The organism is Chryseobacterium sp. KCF3-3 (assembly GCF_045865955.1).
Taxonomy (GTDB): domain Bacteria; phylum Bacteroidota; class Bacteroidia; order Flavobacteriales; family Weeksellaceae; genus Chryseobacterium.
The window spans coordinates 2718011-2737909 of record NZ_AP035792.1 but is presented as its reverse complement, the minus strand read 5'-3'; the positions used below and the strand labels follow the sequence as shown (position 1 = coordinate 2737909).

General features: G+C 29.1%; 20 protein-coding genes and 1 tRNA gene. 12 read left to right on the top strand and 9 right to left on the bottom strand.

What is annotated here, in order from left to right; all coding sequences use genetic code 11:
• Positions 1-9 precede the first annotated feature (9 nt).
• From ACKTTZ_RS12305 to ACKTTZ_RS12295, 3 genes are read left to right on the top strand one after another with little or no spacing between them, the layout of a single operon-like run.
• A complete protein-coding gene (locus ACKTTZ_RS12305) occupies positions 10-2235 on the top strand; it encodes a CocE/NonD family hydrolase (RefSeq protein ID WP_407849050.1) in 2226 nt (741 codons plus the stop codon).
• On the top strand, positions 2235-4418 hold the full coding sequence (locus ACKTTZ_RS12300; RefSeq protein WP_407849048.1) for a lantibiotic dehydratase family protein: 2184 nt from the start codon (positions 2235-2237) through the stop codon (positions 4416-4418). The genes ACKTTZ_RS12305 and ACKTTZ_RS12300 overlap by 1 nt, the downstream gene beginning before the upstream one ends.
• 5 nt (positions 4419-4423) lie before the next feature.
• Positions 4424-5275 carry a thiopeptide-type bacteriocin biosynthesis protein gene (locus tag ACKTTZ_RS12295; protein WP_034693460.1) on the top strand — a complete coding sequence of 284 codons (852 nt, stop codon included), beginning with the start codon at positions 4424-4426 and terminating at the stop codon, positions 5273-5275.
• Between the two features lie 59 nt (positions 5276-5334).
• On the opposite strand, the gene ACKTTZ_RS12290 is transcribed toward ACKTTZ_RS12295, so the two are convergent.
• The 6 genes from ACKTTZ_RS12290 to ACKTTZ_RS12265 all read right to left on the bottom strand — a co-directional run bounded on the left by ACKTTZ_RS12290 (position 5335) and on the right by ACKTTZ_RS12265 (position 7843).
• Positions 5335-5400 (bottom strand) — tRNA-Ile (locus ACKTTZ_RS12290).
• Between the two features lie 79 nt (positions 5401-5479).
• Positions 5480-5929: a JAB domain-containing protein gene (locus ACKTTZ_RS12285; RefSeq protein ID WP_407849046.1), complete on the bottom strand. Its 450-nt coding sequence runs from the start codon at positions 5927-5929 to the stop codon at positions 5480-5482.
• A gap of 4 nt (positions 5930-5933) precedes the next feature.
• The gene (locus ACKTTZ_RS12280) at positions 5934-6308 is read right to left on the bottom strand and encodes a hypothetical protein (protein WP_294307943.1); all 375 of its coding nucleotides are present in this window, start codon (positions 6306-6308) and stop codon (positions 5934-5936) included.
• A gap of 39 nt (positions 6309-6347) precedes the next feature.
• Positions 6348-6986, bottom strand: a complete 639-nt coding sequence (locus ACKTTZ_RS12275; RefSeq protein ID WP_407849044.1) for a hypothetical protein — start codon at positions 6984-6986, stop codon at positions 6348-6350.
• Complete coding sequence (locus ACKTTZ_RS12270) at positions 6987-7400, bottom strand: hypothetical protein (RefSeq protein ID WP_407849042.1); 414 nt, start codon at positions 7398-7400, stop codon at positions 6987-6989.
• Between the two features lie 11 nt (positions 7401-7411).
• The gene (locus ACKTTZ_RS12265) at positions 7412-7843 is read right to left on the bottom strand and encodes a hypothetical protein (RefSeq protein WP_407849040.1); all 432 of its coding nucleotides are present in this window, start codon (positions 7841-7843) and stop codon (positions 7412-7414) included.
• A 183-nt stretch (positions 7844-8026) separates the two neighbouring features.
• Here ACKTTZ_RS12265 and ACKTTZ_RS12260 point away from each other — a divergent pair, with 183 nt between their 5' ends.
• Positions 8027-8257: a helix-turn-helix domain-containing protein gene (locus ACKTTZ_RS12260; RefSeq protein ID WP_072958016.1), complete on the top strand. Its 231-nt coding sequence runs from the start codon at positions 8027-8029 to the stop codon at positions 8255-8257.
• Between the two features lie 399 nt (positions 8258-8656).
• Here the strand turns inward: ACKTTZ_RS12260 and ACKTTZ_RS12255 are convergent, their stop codons facing one another.
• A complete protein-coding gene (locus ACKTTZ_RS12255) occupies positions 8657-9004 on the bottom strand; it encodes a hypothetical protein (RefSeq protein WP_407849037.1) in 348 nt (115 codons plus the stop codon).
• 243 nt (positions 9005-9247) lie between these two features.
• Between ACKTTZ_RS12255 and ACKTTZ_RS12250 the strand changes: the two genes are divergently transcribed.
• The 8 genes from ACKTTZ_RS12250 to ACKTTZ_RS12215 all read left to right on the top strand — a co-directional run bounded on the left by ACKTTZ_RS12250 (position 9248) and on the right by ACKTTZ_RS12215 (position 17769).
• Positions 9248-10609 (top strand): DUF4365 domain-containing protein, encoded by a 1362-nt coding sequence (locus ACKTTZ_RS12250; protein ID WP_407849035.1) that lies wholly within the window; start codon positions 9248-9250, stop codon positions 10607-10609.
• Positions 10609-12168, top strand: coding sequence for an argonaute/piwi family protein (locus ACKTTZ_RS12245; protein WP_407849033.1), 1560 nt, complete (start codon positions 10609-10611; stop codon positions 12166-12168). The genes ACKTTZ_RS12250 and ACKTTZ_RS12245 overlap by 1 nt, the downstream gene beginning before the upstream one ends.
• A 3-nt stretch (positions 12169-12171) precedes the next feature.
• Complete coding sequence (locus ACKTTZ_RS12240; protein ID WP_407849032.1) at positions 12172-12891, top strand: hypothetical protein; 720 nt, start codon at positions 12172-12174, stop codon at positions 12889-12891.
• 78 nt (positions 12892-12969) lie between these two features.
• The gene (locus ACKTTZ_RS12235; RefSeq protein WP_407849030.1) at positions 12970-13908 is read left to right on the top strand and encodes a hypothetical protein; all 939 of its coding nucleotides are present in this window, start codon (positions 12970-12972) and stop codon (positions 13906-13908) included.
• 1 nt (position 13909) lies between these two features.
• A complete protein-coding gene (locus ACKTTZ_RS12230) occupies positions 13910-15016 on the top strand; it encodes a hypothetical protein (protein WP_407849028.1) in 1107 nt (368 codons plus the stop codon).
• Positions 15017-15024: 8 nt separating this feature from the next.
• Positions 15025-16320 (top strand): hypothetical protein, encoded by a 1296-nt coding sequence (locus tag ACKTTZ_RS12225; protein WP_407849026.1) that lies wholly within the window; start codon positions 15025-15027, stop codon positions 16318-16320.
• A gap of 11 nt (positions 16321-16331) precedes the next feature.
• A complete protein-coding gene (locus ACKTTZ_RS12220; RefSeq protein WP_407849024.1) occupies positions 16332-17234 on the top strand; it encodes a hypothetical protein in 903 nt (300 codons plus the stop codon).
• Position 17235: 1 nt separating this feature from the next.
• Positions 17236-17769 (top strand): restriction endonuclease, encoded by a 534-nt coding sequence (locus ACKTTZ_RS12215; RefSeq protein WP_407849022.1) that lies wholly within the window; start codon positions 17236-17238, stop codon positions 17767-17769.
• Positions 17770-17802: 33 nt separating this feature from the next.
• On the opposite strand, the gene ACKTTZ_RS12210 is transcribed toward ACKTTZ_RS12215, so the two are convergent.
• Both ACKTTZ_RS12210 and ACKTTZ_RS12205 read right to left on the bottom strand, forming a co-directional pair.
• Positions 17803-18885 (bottom strand): DUF3871 family protein, encoded by a 1083-nt coding sequence (locus ACKTTZ_RS12210; protein WP_407849020.1) that lies wholly within the window; start codon positions 18883-18885, stop codon positions 17803-17805.
• Positions 18863-19741 (bottom strand): ATP-binding protein, encoded by an 879-nt coding sequence (locus tag ACKTTZ_RS12205; RefSeq protein WP_407849018.1) that lies wholly within the window; start codon positions 19739-19741, stop codon positions 18863-18865. The genes ACKTTZ_RS12210 and ACKTTZ_RS12205 overlap by 23 nt, the downstream gene beginning before the upstream one ends.
• Positions 19742-19899 lie beyond the last annotated feature (158 nt).

The following is a 19899-nucleotide window of genomic DNA, read 5'->3' as shown; positions in this document are numbered from 1 at the left end:
TTCTATTTTATGAAGTACCTGTTAGCCCTATCTTTTCTTCTTACATTCAATATTAGTTTTTCTCAGAAAATAAGTATTAAGCATTTTAATGAATACAATATTGAAAAACTGCAGCCTTTGATTTTTTATTTAAATTCTGAAATACAAAAGAATTATAAAGAAAAAGACAAAGCAGTAAAGTATGATAATCTTTTCCGAGTAAGTATGGCAGCACAAAACTATGATATTGCTTTAAGTCAGCTAGATTCAGTACGCAGTGTTTACAGAAAAAGTAATCCCATTATTTCATACGCTATGGGAACACAGTATGAAATTTACATAAATGCTCAAAAAAATAAAAATTCATACAAAAATTTTCAGGAAAAATATAAAGAAGAATTCCTGAAAAAATACGAAAGTCTGCCTATAAAAACACAGATAATACTTCCACGTTATTTCAATGGTGATATTGAGAAAACAAAAAAGGAAATTCTGGCAACACTTAAAAATGATTTTGAGAATAAGGACAGCGTAGATCTGAAAAAAGCTTTACTGCTGTGCAGAAGTTATAACTCATATATAACACTTCCTACATTTGATATCGCTAAAAATTATTTAAAAGAATTCGACTCCAGGAACTTCGAGGTAAAAGACAGTTTATTAATCAATAATGAAATAAGTATAAGAGTTGTTTTAAATAAAAAAATAACTAATCCAGAATCTACTATCCTGGTCAATTCCATCTATCCTGATCCGGAAGATGTCAATGATCAAAAAGTACAGGCAAGCTATGGTTATCATTCTGTTTACATATATCCCAGAGGAAAATATACGAGCAACGCTGCCATAGAACCTTTTGAACATGAACAGGAAGATATTAATAAGGCCATTGACTGGATTATAAAACAGCCATGGAGCAATGGCAAAGTAGGAATGATCGGAGGCAGTTATCTGGGATTCAGCCAATGGGCAGCCGCTAAAAATATTCATCCAGCTCTAAAAACTATTATTCCACAGGCCTCTGTAGGAATTGGCGTTGTAGATTTCCCAATGAACAATAACATCTTTTCATCCTATTCTCTTCGTTGGATCAACTACGTTACCAACAATAAAATGCTTGATGCAGGTTTTAAAGATGAAGATCAATGGAATTCTGTTTTTAAAAAATGGTATGAAGGTGGTGAGGCATTTAACAAGCTAGATTCTATTGCTGGTAAAAAAAATATCATATTTCAGCGCTGGTTAAAGCATCCGGCATTTGACAGCTATTGGCAGAAAATGATTCCTTACAAAAAGGAATATTCTAATATAAACATCCCGGTATTAACCATTACAGGATATTATGATTCTGATCAGCTGGGAGCATTATATTATTTAAGAAACCATTCTAAATATAACAAAAACGCCGATCACTATGTCATTATTGGCCCGTATGATCATTCAGGAGCTCAAGGTTATATTAAAAGTAATTTAAAAGGGTATGCTATTGATCCTTCAGCCAATATTGATCTCGGAAACGTGACAATGGAATGGTTTGATTATATTCTGAAGGGCAAATTAAAACCAGCTTTCTTAAAAGATAAAATTAATTATCAGGTAATGGGAACCAATGAATGGAAAAGTACTTCTAACATTGATGATTTTGATAAAAATAAATTAAAATACTATATCACAAGCCAACATCAGCTTTCTCTGGCAAAAGATACTGATAAAGACTTCACACCACTTACGGTAGATTTAAAAGACCGTACCAATGCAGATGAACTCTTTAAGCAAAAAGATAACGTGCTGGATAGTAAAATTTACAGTCCAAACGCTGTTATATTTTCATCAGAGCCATTTGAAAAACCGGTGGAATTTACAGGAAATTTTGTGGGTAATCTGAAATTATCTGTCAATAAAAAAGATGTTGATGTATATATGAAACTCTATGAAAAGACCAAAGAGGGGAAATATTTTCTGTTATCCACCTATTATGGAAGAGCAAGCTATGCTAAAAGTTCAGAGAAAAGAAAATTGTTGCGTGAAAACAAAGAAACGGATATAACTGCTGTCAACAACGAATTTGTAAGCAAAAAAATAGCAAAAGGCAGTACACTGGTCTTGGCCTTGGGAGTTATAAAAAATCCACTTATGCAGATCAACTATGGAACTGGAAAAGATGTGAGCGAAGAAACCATCAAGGATGCTGCAGTTCCTCTGGAAATAAAATTTTACAACAACAGCTTTATAGAAATCCCTATTTCCCTTAATTAATGCCACGTTTTCCATTTCAGTTTTTTGACACATTTGTTGTCAGATCACCACTTTTTTCATACAAAGATTTAAAAAATAATTGGGGCGATAAAAGCACCTTTGATAAAAATTTTAGTAATCCTATTTTCAGAGAAGCCATTTATTTAGCTTCTCTTTCTTTGTATCAGGAGATAGAAAAATCTAAAGACAGTGGTCTAATAGACTATCAAACCTTAAACAAAAGAACAAAAAAATCATTATTAAAATATTACAACCGCTCAAGTACCCGCTGTACTCCATTTGGTTTATTTTCAGGAGTAAGTACAGGAAAATTTGAAAAAGAGACTCTATTTCCGATATTCTCAGAGCAAACAAAAGTAAGAGATACAAAGCTGGATATGCATTTTTTAGTGGCACTATCAGAGCAGATTCTTTTAATTCCATCCGTTAAAAATAGTATCTCTTTTTTTCCTAACAACAGTATTCATAAGGTTGGAAATAAAATTCGCTTTGTAGAATATGAAAATACAGGAGGAAAAAGAGATTACATAATTTCTTCTGCTCTATTTTCCAAAGAGTTAGAACTTATACTACAATTTTCAGAAACAGGTAAAACAATTGACCAGCTTGCCACCTCTCTCGTTCATGAAGATATATCTTTTGAAGAAGCACGGGAATTTATTGATGAGCTTATCGGAAATCAGGTTTTAATAAGTGAAATTAATCCAACAGTTTCGGGAGGAGATTTTCTGGAACGATTAATTTACATGCTAAACAAAATTGGCAGACATCAGGAAAAAGATATTTTAAAGACTATTAAAAACAAGATCAGTGAACTTGATTTCCATTTTGAAAATACAGCAGAACCATATTCTGAAATTGAGGAATTCATCAAAAAGCTGAATGTACAATATGAAAAAAAATATCTTTTTCAGACAGATCTTTATTTTGAAGATGAAACAAATTTATCCTATCAATGGAAAAAGGAACTGAAGAAAGGAATATCCTTTCTGAATAAAATTGCTGTTCCTTACAAAAAATCTGCTTTAGAAAAATTCAAAAAAGCTTTTCATGAAAGATTTGACAACGAAGAAGTTCCTTTATCTTATGCTTTAGATCCGGAAATAGGAATTGGTTATTTACAAGATATCCCGGCCAAAGGAGTTCATCCTTATATTGAAGATTTAATCCTACCGTATTCTAATCAGAAAAAAGAAATTCAGGTAAATCTTAATCCAATACAAATTATTCTCAACCAGAAATTACAAAAAGCTTATTGGAATAAAGATCATATAATACATTTAACTGATGATGATTTTAATGGTTTTGAGGAACAATGGAATCAACTACCAGATACATTGTCCGTTATGTCTGAAATTATTTCAGAAAATCAGCAGGAAAAATTATTTTTAAAATCTGTAGGTGGAAATGCTGGAAAGTTATTGGGTAGATTCTGCTCAGAAAAATCATCTATAAAAGATTTAGTAAAAACTATTGCTGAAAAAGAACAGGAACTTAATCCGGACAAAATTTTAGCAGAAATTGTACACTTACCCGAATCCAGAATTGGAAATGTGATCAGAAGGCCTTCGCTAAGAGAATATGAAATCCCTTATCTGGCGAGCTCTGTATTAGAAAAAGACAATCAAATTCTTGTGGAAGACTTGTACCTGTCCATAAAGAATAGCCGGTTATTTCTAAGGTCAAAGAAGCACAATAAAGAAATTATTCCTCATCTTACGAATGCCCATAATTATTTAAACAACTCTTTACCTGTTTACCATTTTTTATGCGATTATAATAATCAGAATGTAAAACCTAATTTATCGTTTAGCTGGGGTGGTTTATCCCAAATCTATGACTTCCTGCCAAGAGTTGAATATCAAAATATCATTCTGTCTAAAGCACAGTGGAAAATTGATCCTGAACAAATTCATTATTTTAATTCCATTCTTCAATCTGGTAAAAGAGATCTTCTGTTTCAAAACATTGAAGAGTGGAGAAAACTAAAACAAATTCCACAATGGATACAGTGGGTAAAAGGAGATAATACACTGGCGGTCAATCTGAAAAATTACGATTTAATGCAAATGTTTTTATCATCCGTAAAAAATGAGAAAACAATTTTTATTGAGGAGTTCCTGTACAATGATCAGTCAGATTATATTCATCAATTCGTTTTCTCTCTTTATAAAGATCTATAAATAAGATGATAACCAGAAAATTTCATCCGGGAAGTGAATGGCTTTATTTGAAAGTTTACACCGGGATCAAAACTTCAGATAGTATTTTACAGGAAGTTATAGAGCCACTAGTTGAACAATTACAAACTCAAAACCTTATTTATCAGTGGTTTTTTATACGATATAACGATCCTAAACCCCACCTGAGGATAAGATTAAACCTTAAAAATATAACTGACCATAGCATTATCTTGGGAATGATCAATTCCTTATTTAAGGACTATCTGGAATCAGGAGAAGTCTCTTCTATCATTATGGATACCTACTCAAGAGAACTTGAGCGTTATGGTGAAAACACGATAGAATACGCGGAAAACCTCTTTTTTAAAAGCAGCCAATTGATTTTAAACTTCCTGGAATACAGTGATGAAGAAAAGATCATTACTTCTTTATTTTATATAGATCAAATTTTATCAGCATTCAACCTATCTCTTGAACATAAAATAGAGTTTGCAAAGGATTCTGAAAGTGTATTCAAATCAGAATTTAATGCAGATAAGAACTTAAATGATCAGTTAAAGAAAAAGTATAATGAGTTTTATCCTCATTACTTTGAATTTATTACCTCTGAGGAATATGAAGAAATCAGAGATTTAATAAAAAGTAATATCACTGAACTTACATTAAAGCCTGAAGAACTTTCAAAATTGGAAAGCAATAATGTATTAAAAATAAAACCAAAAGATTTCTTCAAAAGTATTTTTCATATGCACATTAACCGATTGTTTATTTCCCATCAAAGATTATTTGAGATGGTAGTTTATGATCACTTATTCCGTCTTTATAAAACAAACAGAGCTCATTCTCTAAAAAAATAAATTTGAATTTTATGAAAAATAAAAAAACCGCTCACATTTCGTAAGCGGTTGATTTTCTGTGGTCCCACCTGGGCTCGAACCAGGGACACTGGGATTATAAATCCCTGTCTCTAACCAACTGAGCTAAATATGTTTACAAAAATATCATCAATATCTACTATTTGTAAGTATGCCTAAAATTATGCCTTTTATGCTCTATTTGAACTACAATAATACTTCATCTGTAAAACTCATATAGCTTTCCTTTGTAATAATGATACTGTCAAGAAGAGCAATATCTAAGAGTTTACAAGCTGTCTTTAGCTTGTTCATAATTGATAAGTCTGCATTACTTGGATTAAGATTACCACTTGGATGATTATGAACAAAGATAATCCCTGTAGCTAAACATTTCAAAGCTACTGATAAAATCAATCTAATATCAACTAAAGTTCCTGTAAGCCCACCTTTAGATAAACTATAAACTCCAATTACTGTATTTGAAGAATCCATAAATAATATTTTTGTTTCTTCCTGCATTTGTATTGTTTCTTCATTCCAAAACTTTCTTATAATTTGAACAGCATCAAAGCTTGTCGTAATCTTTGAATTTACAATTTTGTTAGGTTTGTAAGATACCTGGATTTCAGAAACTTCTGATATAATATTATTCATTTCTTTAGTTTAAATTGTTTTGTAATAGTTTATTCTGATACATCAATACAGAGAATTTCTTATCTTTTCTCAGAATCAACATCATATATTCTGGTAACTCAATATCCTGCATCTCTTCTAATTTCTGTTTTAAAAAATCTAAAATGTCACCTGGATATAGGAACTCTACTCTCATCAATACATCAGCATTAAAATACAGAAGAATGTGTTTTATTCTTAACTCTAAAACTTCATGTATTTGACCAAAATATTCATAGGGTTCTAATGATAATCCATTCTCAATAAATTCATAAGGCGGAATAGAAATTAAATCAAATTCGTATTCTGTATATTCACTGTCAAGTTTAAAAATTAAGTAATCATAAATATTGTTTTTCATTAATGTAAGGGTATAAAAAAACCACCTCTTAGGTGGCTGTTAATCAATTTTAGGAATTGGAATCATAGGTATAGCTATATTCTGCATTTCCTCTTCTATTTCTTTTAGTTTTTCTGGATATATTTTTCTCTCATAAAATAGCATTTTAAATACATCATCAAATTCAATAAGGTTCTTATAATATCTCCTGTCAATACAAACTCCAAACTCTCCAATTGGCGAGTTCCCAAAATGAGGATGAACTACCTCATCATCATTAACACTATAATCCAAATGGTCATAATAGAAAATAGTCAGTTTGTTGTAACCAATATCAAAGTACTTCATTAACCAATCTTTTAGGAGCGCATCATTATTACTACAAGTATTGTATTCTTCAAGTGCAACTTTACAAACTGTATCTAATTCCTGAATTTTAATACCATATTCAACTTCTTCGTAGAAGTTCGTAAAATACCTATATCTCTTAGTACAATACTCAGCTTCTTGTAAACAGTCATAAGGCAAACCATTAGCTTTCCATCGCTGACATTGCTCACAAAGAATCTCAGAATAATTTTTAACTTCCTTGTATAAATCGTTGTATTCATACAGCCAATAAGCAATCTTTTGTAATGTAAAAGGATTGTCGTTAAGCTGTTTTAGATTATTTAGAGAATTTATAATATTTAGTTTCATTCAGTTACATTTGCTTTTACTGTTTAATAATTCAACTTCATATTCATAACCACTATCAGAAGTAAATGTGGCTGTTCCATCTGAAATATTTGGCGCTTTAAAATGAGATCCATCTAACCATCCACCATTTGACCATTGTAGCTTAACTAATTTGCCACCATTGACAAAAACTGGTAAAAAATATTTAGATTCAGTCTCGGTTTCTGGATTATAGTAATGAATTTCTGCACAGTAAGTTCCATCTTCGTAATCATTATCCGGGATAGAGCTAATTCCTATAAGCCCTCCAAAAATAAGTACATAGCTGTAAAGATTAATTAACTTTCTTTTGTTTTCACTTACTTCAAGTATTCTCAGCCATATAACAATCAGCGTTATAGTTAAACCTATTAGTAGTTTCAATAAGATAATCATGAAGCTATATTTTATCTAAAAAGTTTTGCCCCAAATTCCGTTAAATAGATTTCACTTGAATCTTGTGTAACAACCCTAACTCCAACCACATGTCCATTTTTCTCGTCATAAATAATTGAAAATGCTCCCAACTCTGAATTTGGTCTCTTTTTTAATGTGTGTTGTACAGCATCTGTTGTATAAGCAACATTAAACAAATTAGCATTGTCGTAAAAGGTATTCTTAAACTTTATATAATATTGTTTTTGAATACTTAAATCTTTATCATTCGTGTAGAGAACACCATCAGAAGGGAAAAATCCAAAATAATAGTTTTCTTTAGCAACACCCCTATCTGGCTTAATTCTATACTGTGTATCAATCGTAATATCTTGTTGTGAATAGCAGAATTGAAATGATAAAATTGAAAATAAGATTAGAAATAGAATATAAATACGTTTCATAATATGTAGTTATTAAAGTTTTTCAAATATAGTAAATGTATCATTTATGATAACCATATAATTATCATTTATGACCACTTTTGGCTATTAATATTAATAAACAAATAGAGTTAGAGTTTATCACATTTCCTTACGGTTTTCAGTAGTTAAAGTGTATTCTAATTATTGTTTAATTCAGCCAAAGTGGATAAAAAAGAGTATCAAGTTGCAATAGGAAAGCGTATAAAACAGCTTAGAGAAAAGAAAAACATTTCTCAAGTTGAATTGGCTGCTTTATGCAACTTTGAAAAGTCTAATATGTCCAGGTTAGAAGCTGGGAATACAAACCCCACTGCATATACATTGCACATTATTGCTCAAAAGTTAGAAATTGAGACCTTTGAGATTCTTAAGTTCAAAACTTTACCTGAATAAGTTTTGGCTATTTATAACTATCTCTACATAACACCTGGATAAGGGAAATAGTTGTTATTCTGATAATGTTGAGTAAGAAAGCATATAAGTAAATCTTTTATCTCCAAGTAACTTGTAAACGGTTTAAAACGGTATGCAAGCTGTTGCATTCACCTGAAACTAAATAACATTTTATATTTCCAGGTAAAACTCAAATAACAAACGAATAATTGTGAATGCCTTCGCTTTTCACCTGGATTCCAAATATTTATTTCCAGGTGAAGTATTAAATTCTCCTGCACATTTTTTCCTTACACTATATTATATAAAAGGAAATTTTGTGCAGCTAAAAATAAAATGTCCAGATTTTACCTGAACCTATATAAGATTCTACAGTAAAATTTGGACATTTTAGGAAATTTAATCAGCCATTGATAAGCTACCTGGAGCTGAATATACTTTGGAAGTAGTTAGTTCTTCTGCTCTGTAAACATACCTGTGAGATAGCGTAATGATTTCTCCTGTGTCTTGAATAGTGTATTCATAAGATTCACATTCTTCCTTTACAATTGAACCAGGAAATTCTGAGCCAATTAAAGATTTACAGGTTTCTTCATCGAATGTAGAGGTAATTGTAGCTTTCTTAGAGGTGGCATAATACATTCCTGTAGTTTTGCTTAATACCATTTCAATACCTCCTGAAACTTCAAGTACAAAGAACTCCTTGTTCTCTGCTACTCTTCTTTTGTAATTGATAATTCTTACCATTGTTTTTGATTTTGAGTTAGAAATAACACCACATGAATTGAAATTTCCAGCACAAACAAACCCAGCTTTCAACTTGAATTTATAATTGTTCCTGCAAAATTTTTGTTTTCTTATAAAGGTGCGGGGAATCTTCTTTTCCTGAAGATGGGTGGGGGCTGTTTAGCAAGGGAGTTTATGAATGAATATTTTTTTTAAAAAAAAATTTTTATGGAAAATTCTGTAAATTAGCAATAAACATAACTAATGGCTAAAATAATCAGCCCTCAACATATAACAGGGGAAAAGGGAGTTGTCAAATTTGCTTCCTTTTGTGTCAATCATTCTCCGTACTTAATTTTTAGAGAAGAATCAAAAAATGATTTTGGTATTGATGGTGAAGTAGAATTAAGCTCAATTAATAATGATAATAAAATTGAAGCAACAGGACAAATTTTAAAGATTCAGTTGAAATCAACAGTTAATGGTGGAAGCTATATAACAGAAGACAAGCCAGATTCTTTTAAATTTATAGCAAGCTCTAATGACATTGAATATTGGAATAAGCACTTACTGCCTGTAATTTTGGTTGTATATATTGAAAAAGAAGATAAGTTATTTGCTAAAACAATAGATAAGACTTTAGCATCAAGTAAGACTAATGTTAAAATTACCTTTGATAAGAAAACAAATCTATTAATTGAAAAACAATCAAATTTCAATGAAACTATTAATCAGAATTTTGTTGATAGAATTCAATTTGGAGTAAAAGAAAAAATATTTACAAATATCTTCACAATAGACTTCCCAAAGTTTATTTATAAATATGACTGCAAGTTTAAAAACAATAAAGCTATTTATGAGATTTTAAATGACGAAGGAATTGATTTTCCTAAATTTACTATCAAATCAAATTTTCTTTACACTTTCACAGATTTAAAAATAATATCACCAACTATTCTCGATAAAATTCTTAAAAATAGAAAGGCAATTGAAACTAATCTTCCTTTAAAATTTATTCAATCAAAGAAAGATCATAGAAATATCATTATAGAAATTATTAACTCCCATCTTAAAAACTTTTTTTACAAAAAGAGGATTAGCTATTATAAAGAGCACAACAGATTTTATTTCTCGCTAATAAATAAAAAACCTTTAAAAACTAAAGTTAAGTCTGAGAATAAATCAACAGAAGTTTATGAGCAAATTTCATATTCAAGTAAAGGTAAGCGTTATCAAAGAAGTGTTGTAAGCAAGTACTATTACTTTGACACCTTCTTTTTCAAACATATTGGTTTTCAAATAAAGTATGAATGGTTTGATAATTTTTTAGTGTTAATAATAGAACCTAAATATCATTATTCGCAGGATGGTAAAATACCACTGGACAATCCAAAAAGAATTACAAGACTCAATAATCAAATTAAAGTTTCGGAGAGAAATGCACATTATAATAACCACATTACTTCACTCACAAATTATTTAGGTGGTAATTATTGGAAATCCACTGATGGTTTTGAAGAAATCGGATTTAAAAGGAAATTTTTTGATGTAAATTTTGGAATTAGAGAACTGAACCCTAAAAAGGTTTTTGATGAAGAAACGCAACAATTATCATTATTTGACTGATGGAGATACAATACTTAAAAGAACCACTAATTGAATTTGCAGAAGATTTTTTATGTGAAGACCCCAAAAAAGGTATTGAAGCTATGGGATTTTATTCTATAAGTAATAAATCACATAAATCGCAAATACAATATTCTGTAATTGGAACTAAAAAACAAATTAGTGATTATAAAAATTGGATTGAAAAATTTAGTAATCCAATAGAATCTACTATTAATTATAAGTTAAGCTCTTTGAAGGTTAATACTGATGATAGCGATGATGAAAGCTTAGAAATTGAATCCTTTTTCGGAGAAGAAGATTTTGAAGGAAATTATATTGAAGATTTAGACAGTGGTGATATTATAAATAAGAAAGCAAATCCCGATTTTCCTGGCTTTAATTCTGATTCATGTTTTCAATGTGAGTTTCTAAATGATGGTGATGACTATGTTATTAATTCAAAAAATATTACAGAAATTTTAGACTCTGATAAAAAGCAGATTCAAAAACTTATCGAAATTTCCGAATTATATACTAAATGCTACCTGGAACTAATAGAAAATTCTACAGGAAGACCTGATATAATTATAGTATTAATTGGTAAAGATGTTTTCAAGAAAATTGGAGCATTTACATTAGGGAATGTCTTCCATAATCTAAGAAGAAAAGTAAAGGCTGACATATTAGCTACAGATAAAAACATACCTATTCAGATAATATTAGAGGAAACAATTGATGGCACTAAAAAAAGTTTACAAGACTTATCAATGATTGCATGGAACTATTGTGTAGCTCAATACTATAAAACTGCAAATTGTACACCATGGACAATAAAGGATATAGATGCAGACACTTGCTATTTAGGTATAAGTTTTCACAAAATTAATGAAAATGGAAACAATCATTTGAGGTCAAGTATAGCTCAAGCATTTAATAAAGATGGTAAGGGATTAGTTTTTACTGGTAAACAATTTGAATGGAGAAGTGAAAAAACAAGAGTTAGCACTCCACACCTTAAATATGATTATGCAAAAGAGCTAATCATAAACGTTCTAAATCAATACAAACTCATAAATAAGCATACCCCAAAGAGAGTTGTAATACATAAAACCTCAGATTTTTGGGATGCTTACATTAATTCTGAGTATAATGAACTCGATGGTATTATAGATGGAATAAAAGAAGTGCTTGGAGATAATGTTGAATATGATTTGGTTACTATTAAAAGTTCACAATTAAGACTTTTAAGAAATAGTGACTATCCTGTATTACGTGGTACGCTTTTAAAAGTTACTAATGAAAAGGCTTATCTATATACTAATGGATTTATTCCATATTATGACACCTATCCAGGTGCTTATGTTCCTATGCCATTATCTATCGAAAACATTGGAGAAACACCAATAGTGGATATTTGCAAAGAGATTTTGGCATTAACGAAGATGAATTTCAACAATTGCAGCTATTGTGATGGATTACCAATTACCATCCAATTCTCGAGAAAAGTTGGTGAAATAATCCAGTATTTCCCTAAAGACATTGAAAATCCACCAAACAAATATTTTTTTTACATGTAGATTATGAAAAGATTTATTACATATTTTGATTTATTAGGATATCGAAACTTCCTAACCAATAACAACTCAGAACTGCACCAAAGAGTGATAATTCAAATGTATACTCAAATTGATAGTGCTTTAAATGAAACAGGAAAATTTAAACAACTATCAAATGGAGTTTTTGTAAACGACTTAACTAATAAAACAGTTTCTTTTGCAAATTATTCAGATACCATAATACTTTGGACTGAAGGTGATTCACAGGTAGAATTTGATTCAATTTTAAACGCTACTTATGAATGTAATTGGAGAATGAATGGTCTTCATTTCCCTGTAAGAGGCGTTTTATTATATGATGAACTATTTGATATGAATTATTCTGGTCCAGAAGGGGGATATCATATTAATACTTTTTATGGTAAAGGGCTAATTAATGCTCATGACAGAGCAGAGTCTCAACAATGGGCTGGAATGTTCTTAGATAAATCTGTTTTTGATAAAGTTACTATAGACGATAATATTCTCCATAAATGTATAGAGTATTCTGTTCCTTTTAAAACTCATAAATCAAAAGAATTAGCTTTTAGATTAGGGCAAAATGTTAGTGAAGAATCATTTAAAAATGTTAGTAAAAATATAGAGGAAAATTTCAGAAGACATAACAAATGGGAAGACATTCCTTCTCTGAAAGAAAAGTTAAAAAATACGGTTGACTTTCTTGAATTTTTAATAAACAAATGAAATAACAATCATATACAATTAAGATAAATAATAACCATTAATAAAGAAAACTAAAATAACAACAAAGAAAAATTAATCATGGGAGAATGGTCAAAGAAAATAGGAGAAAAAGGAGAGTATATTGTCAAATTTGTTTTTGAAGAAATACTAAACTTTAACTCATTAGTAGAAAACGAATCAATAAATTGCATTAAAGGAAACAAACATAAAGAGGCAAGTGCGAAATCGGATAAAACAACACATGGTATTGACGGTTTGGTTTCTTATCAAAGTCCTTTGGAAGATAATTGCTTAGATATAGGAATAATTTCATCAAAATATGTTGGTGAAGAATATCCTAAATATCCATCTACATTATTTAAATCTCACATTAAAGACTTGGCTTATACTGTAGAATGCTTCAATAATTCTAAATTAAAAAATAACATTAATCAGAACTTTAGTGATGTTAAAAAAACAGAATTAATAGGAGTCCTTTCTTGGCTATCAAACACCAGTGATGTAGATTTTGACTTAGTTTCCAAAGTTGACAATATATTAATTGATAGTCAATTAATATTTGATAAAATCATCATTTTAGATAATCGTAAAGTTAATTTCTTATATGAAAGTATATATAAAACTAAACAAAAATTTGATACAAAAAATGTAGATTTTGTATATCATAATACCGGATTGAACAACGTCAGTCTTCAAAGAAAATCCTATGGTAAAACTTTTCCTTTAAATTACTTATATTCTGACTTAATTTTACTTAGAGTGGAGAATAAAGAAAATGTAGAACTTCACATATTTGTAGATGATAATTTTCAAGAGGAACAATTAGTACAAGTTTTAAATTTTGCAAAATCTTTTGACCACCTAAATTCTGTAAGTAAATTAATCATAAATTACAGAAATTATGACCATACCATTCATGAAAATTTGGTAAAGGATAAACTCGTAAAGTTTTCAAATTATAAGTTAGATTACAATTTAGAGATAAATAATTTCCCTGCAGACTTTAGAAATAAGTAAAATGAAAAACGATATATTACCACAAGGAGATTTGTTAAGACAGTTACTTGTAAAATCAAGTATAACTACTTCAAGTATTAACCAATTAATGAGAGAAAAAGGGGTGTTTCTTGGACATAACGAAAAAAATAACTCAGTACCTCTTTTGATGAAAAGTATTATTAGTCCAAGAGACTTTAATGTTTTGTATGAAACTCAAAAAACTAAAGAAGAAACCATAAAATATAGAACTTCTTCCATAAAATGCAGTTCTGACTTTTCTTTTTCTGATGTTTTAGCAGGAGAAATTGATTTACATGCATTAATTAATGATAAGTATACTTATAAACCAGGTTATCAAGTAAAAGGAAACCCTTCTTTTTATTTCGAAGATAAGGATACTGCTATTTTTGATTTTGAATTAGAAAGAGAAAATTTACTAAGTGATTTTTACAGCAATACAACGTTGCATAAAGGTTCAATTACTTTGAAAAAAAATTCAGAAAATGATATTCAAATTTCTATTCAACAGAATTCTACATCAAAAGAAACTTTAGAAGTAAATAATATTGTAATGTCTGTATTAAAGGACAGGCTACAAAAGAACTCTATTATAAAATCTAATGATGATATAGTAACCGTCAAATACAATCATTTTAGTAATACATCAAGGATACAATTCTTCTACTCATTTATCAGCAACTTTAGTATTTATCTTGATTTTATGTCAATCACAGATATAGACCTTTATTTGGATGAAAATGTAAAGAGTCATGCTGATATAAAGGTATTTCTGGATGAGTTAGATAATTTAAAATTGAATGGCAAAGAATTGCAAAATCATGTATTATTGACAAAAATAGAATATTTTCCAAAGCTAATTTTTGGTGCTATTAAGTTAAAATATAGTGTAAATTATAATGGAGTCGAAGGTTTTGCAATAATTAATTTGGGCTTTCCAGATTATGTGAGAAATAAAGAACAAACTTCAGAATTTCAAATATCTATTGATCTAATATTAAACAAAAACAATAGAAATTTTACAACTGAAAATAACACGAGGAAGAAACTTTTAGAAATATTCGAAAGTAAGAAAGTTGAAAGTTATGAATTATTTAAAATAAAGTAACTAAGTACATGAGAGACTTTTCAATAGATAAGAGTGCTGATAAGATAAAAATCAGTGAAACTAAAGAGAATTTTAAGGAAGTTTTAAGTTGCTATTATAACGGGAATTATAGGGCAGCAGTTGTATTATTATATTCTGTTGTTATTTCAGATGTTTTATTTAAATTAAAAAACTTAGAAGAAATATATAATGACACAAAAGCTATCAACATTCTAAACACAATAAAAAAATTACAAGCTGATAACCCAACCTCTTCACAATGGGAAGATGATTTGATTCAAAAAGTTCAAGAGCAAACAAATTTGATAGATTTAAGTGAAAAGAATTTTATTCAAAACTTAAAAAGTTTGAGACATTTATGTGCACATCCTGTTTTATCACAAAATTATAATTTATTTAATCCTAATAAAGAAACAGTAAAAGCACATATAAGGAATATGTTAGAATGCGTACTTTTAAAACCTTCTTTTTTCTCTCGAGTTATTTTTGATGATTTCATTCAAGATATAGCTATTAATAAGGATATATTCATTAATGACAAATCTTTATCAAAATATCTTAAAATAAAGTATATCGAGAATTTTAATGACGTAACATTATCTTCAGTATTCAAGAGTTTATGGAGAATTTCATTCAATGTAAATGACGAAGAAGCGAATATTAATAGAACTGTAAATACAAAATCTTTAATAACCTTTCTTATACATAAACATGATATTTTATTGAGTTTTATGGAAAAAGAAAGTTCTTATTTTAGTGTCATTAATGTTGATTATTTCCGTTATGTTGTAGACGTTTTCAATAATTTCCCCAAGACATTTGAAGTTTTAAATCAAAATTTAAAAATATTAGTTACAGATACAATAAGGAAAGATTATCGAAAAAGATTTGTTTCATTCTTTGATAAAGATTTGGCAACACATATTCAATATATTTTTAGTGAGAAATACGCTACTGATTATCCTGACGAATATCCTTTACAAAACATTAGTATACAAAATATACGATACTTGTCAACGAATATAAAAAATCAAACTGGTACTAATATAGAATTTATTATAAAAATTTATGGTTATAGTTCTTCATTTCAAAATGCAAAAGAGAGATATACTGAATTAATTTCACCAATAATTGACGATTTTAGTGAAACTGAAATGAAAGAATATTTAACAGTATCTAATAACAATCATAATATTTATAACAATTATAGTATATATTGGGGTAATGCAAAGCAAATAATTGAAAATAAAGCATTTAATATCGAAACTACTGATTATACAAATATTTTTCAGACAATAAACTAATAAATTCAAAAATGAAGATCTATATAGCATCTATTTTAAAATCCTTAAATCCAATTAGAAAGGCCTTAGATTTAATAAATAATCCTGAATTTGATTTATTACAATTAGATTATTTTAATATTGAAGAAGGTGTAATTCCAAGTTTGATTGATACCATAAAAAAATCAGATATCATTATTGCTGATATTTCAAATGAGTCGCCTAATATTTACTATGAAATTGGAATAGCTCATGGTTTAGGAAAACCAGTAATCCTCGTTAGTCAAACAAATAATTTTAATAGATATTCTATGATTAGTAATAGATATTATATTTATAATATTGATGATTTAGGAATTGAAAAATTAGCCTTTAATTTGAGCCAAATTTTATTTGATAAAAAAGAAATTGAAAGTTTAAAGCCTAAATCAATAAAATCTCACTTGTTTGATTACAACGAAAATGATTCAAATATAAATTTTAATTCTATTACTACTAAAAAAGGATATGATAAATATATTGAATTAGAAAAATGGATATTTTACTTATTGCAAGACATACCAGGATTTGAAATTCAAAAAAGTGATTCAAGATCAACTAAAGAATATGATTTTATACTGTGGAACAACAATGAGGATGACGATTTAAAAAATTTAGGTAATCCTATACCTGGTGAGATAAAAGCGACAAAAACTATACAAAGCTCTTTAATTCATTCTCTTGTTAGTAAAGCCAGTTTACAAGGTTTTAGATCTTTTATACTTATAACTTTAGCAGAACTTTCAGACAGCAATAGAAATCTAATTCGTGATCTAAAAGTACATAACGGAATTAATTTAATTGTTATTACTGGCAGCGATTTAAGTAATGTAAAAAGCTCTAAAGATTTACTTAAAACACTTATAACAGCTTTTAGAAAAACATATATTTACTAACATGTTTGACCTAACGACTTATCGAGGTTTGCTTGCTGCTGTAGATGCTGCTCAAACCAATAATGAAAAAGGTGATGCATTTGAATCACTGTGTACATACCTATTTACTCAATTACAAGGTGTTAGTGTAGAAGGAAAAGATTCCTTAATGACTTCAGAAGAACTTGATATAGTATTATGGAATGCTCAGACTGAAGAAGTCCTGAAATGTTTTGAATACACTATTATCATTGAGTGTAAGAATTGGACAAATCCTGTTGGTGCACCTGCATTAGATAATTTTATCTCGAAATTGAGAAGAAGAAATATGAAAACAGGAATTTTTATTGCTGCAAATGGTGTAACTGGCGATTTTCTTAACTCTAATAATGGTTCTGGAGCAATAGATATTATTAGAACTGCATTAGCTGAAGGAATAAGAGTAATTGTAATAAATCGTGATGATTTAAACAATATAAACTGCCTTGATGATTTTAGATCCCTCATAAAAAAAAGATATTGTGGGCTTTTTATAAGCAAGATATTTAATAATTAATAAAATCCACCCTACCAAAATAGGGTGGAAAAATTAACTCAAAAACCAATGATAATCAGAATTAACATTGAGACTTTGTAAAATACCTTTGGTAAAGTCAAAAGCATTCAAATTTCTATCTAAAAACGTATCTATATAACTGCTCTTATTGGCTTGTGTAAAGAGATTATAGAGATTCCATAGATTTATATCTCCGTAATTATCTCTACGAAAACTTTCATCTTCATAATAATCTTTTGTAATGGTATTAATATGACCATCGGTAAATTGGAGTAATGGTATCTTTAATTTCTCTTTCTTAGGCAGGTGTTGATACAATCTGGTTCTACCCAATAATTGAGCAAATTGATGTTCAGTTAATGAGTAATCTGCAAACTGTTTCATTTCTGATAAATGTTTCTCTGCATTATAATTGTTAAGTACCTGGAAAAGTTTAGATTGTAGTTCTTCATAAGAGCTAACCTTCAAATCATCAACAAATCCATCACTCCAAACACAAAGATTACAGCACACTTTATTCTGAAAACCAACAAAAAATTTAAACTTTTCAAAAGTCTTTTTATTATACAGATTTTCCTGATTATAGGCTCTAACTCCGCCAATTGTTAATGACAGTTCATTACCGTTAATAATATCTGTAATTGCAGGTATTTTAACAATAAAAGCCATCCTTTCATAATAAATAGTTTTCTCATGGTCTAACAAATCCTTTACATTTTTATAAATAGCACCTGGAGTCCTACCTTTAATTTGATGAGAAACCCTTATTTCTGGTTCAGTGATAGAATGGTTAGGAAATATATTAGCAATGCAGTTTTGAGATATTTCTATGAACTCCTGATGACTAATAGTCTTTTCGTTATCCTTGCTGAATACAGGTATAATGCATTCATTTTTCAAATGTTGTAAATGAACTTCCTGTGTATTGGCTTCTATAAAAGGTTTATGAGCATATTCAATTTGAGTTTGTAAAGAGTCTGAGTGGATTCGCACATTACCTGGAGCTGAAATATATGTATAATCTCCAGGTAACATTTCAATTATTGTATCGCTGACTGGTCTTAAATCAAAAGCCTGCTCTAAAGTGGCAGGCTTAATGTGTCTTAGTGTGTCCATTTGTTGAATAATTTTTAGGATTGGATAATTGTATTAAGAAACTCTTTTTCTCTTCATAATGAGGTTTAAGGTTCTCTTGATATTCGGGATATTGCTTATACAAAGCCAGTAATTCAGCAATATTATTACAGTACTGAATTTGTTGAATTATCTGCTGTTCATTAAGAATATTTTGGTTTCCAGGTACACCACTATTACACCAATCTAAAATTAGCTTCCCTGTCAATTCACTTATCTGAAATTCAGGTTTCCCCATGAATAAGCCAGTTCTGTCTTTACTTGATACTGCAAAATGTTTTATATCAATATCAAACACCAAAGTAAATTCGTAATCCAATCCATCTCTTTGAACTGATTTCAGACCTACTTTTTCAGGAATGTATTTACCATCTTTTTGATTGAGTACATAGTCCTGTTTAGTTCTCATAGTGGCAATGACATGAGCATTGGCTTGAAGAATTTTATCTACAAAGGCTTTTTGTCTCGGTATAACCTTTGCCCAGTTTGTAAAGCTGTTTCCCGCTAATTTAGAATGAAAATCTAATAGTTCATCCCATTCATGAGATATTGAATCTATAATAATGACTTCCATTCCTGCTTTTTCACAAACTTCAATAGCTTTAATATAATTCTCAGGTGTGAATGGTGGTGACATTGTCAAAACATTATAATTACCCAAATGAGCATATAAATCAGCACTTCCATTCTCAGTGTCAATAACAGCTACTTTTGACAAGTCACCATTAGTCAGTCCTTGTGCTATGAGTAAGGAAGAATATGTTTTCCCTGTTCCACTTGCACCTTGCAGAGCCATTTTGATTTTGGCTCTCTTTCTTTCGCTTTGTCTTAATTGCATAATATTTTTTGTTTAATGGTTAATATTTAAAATTTAATATCTTCAATTATTTAGCATATATCCTTTTCCAGGTGTCTGTCAAAAAAGAAAAAACCAACCTCAAGGTTTTGAGATTGGTTTTGAAAAATGTCCAAATTTTACTGTCAAATCATATATAC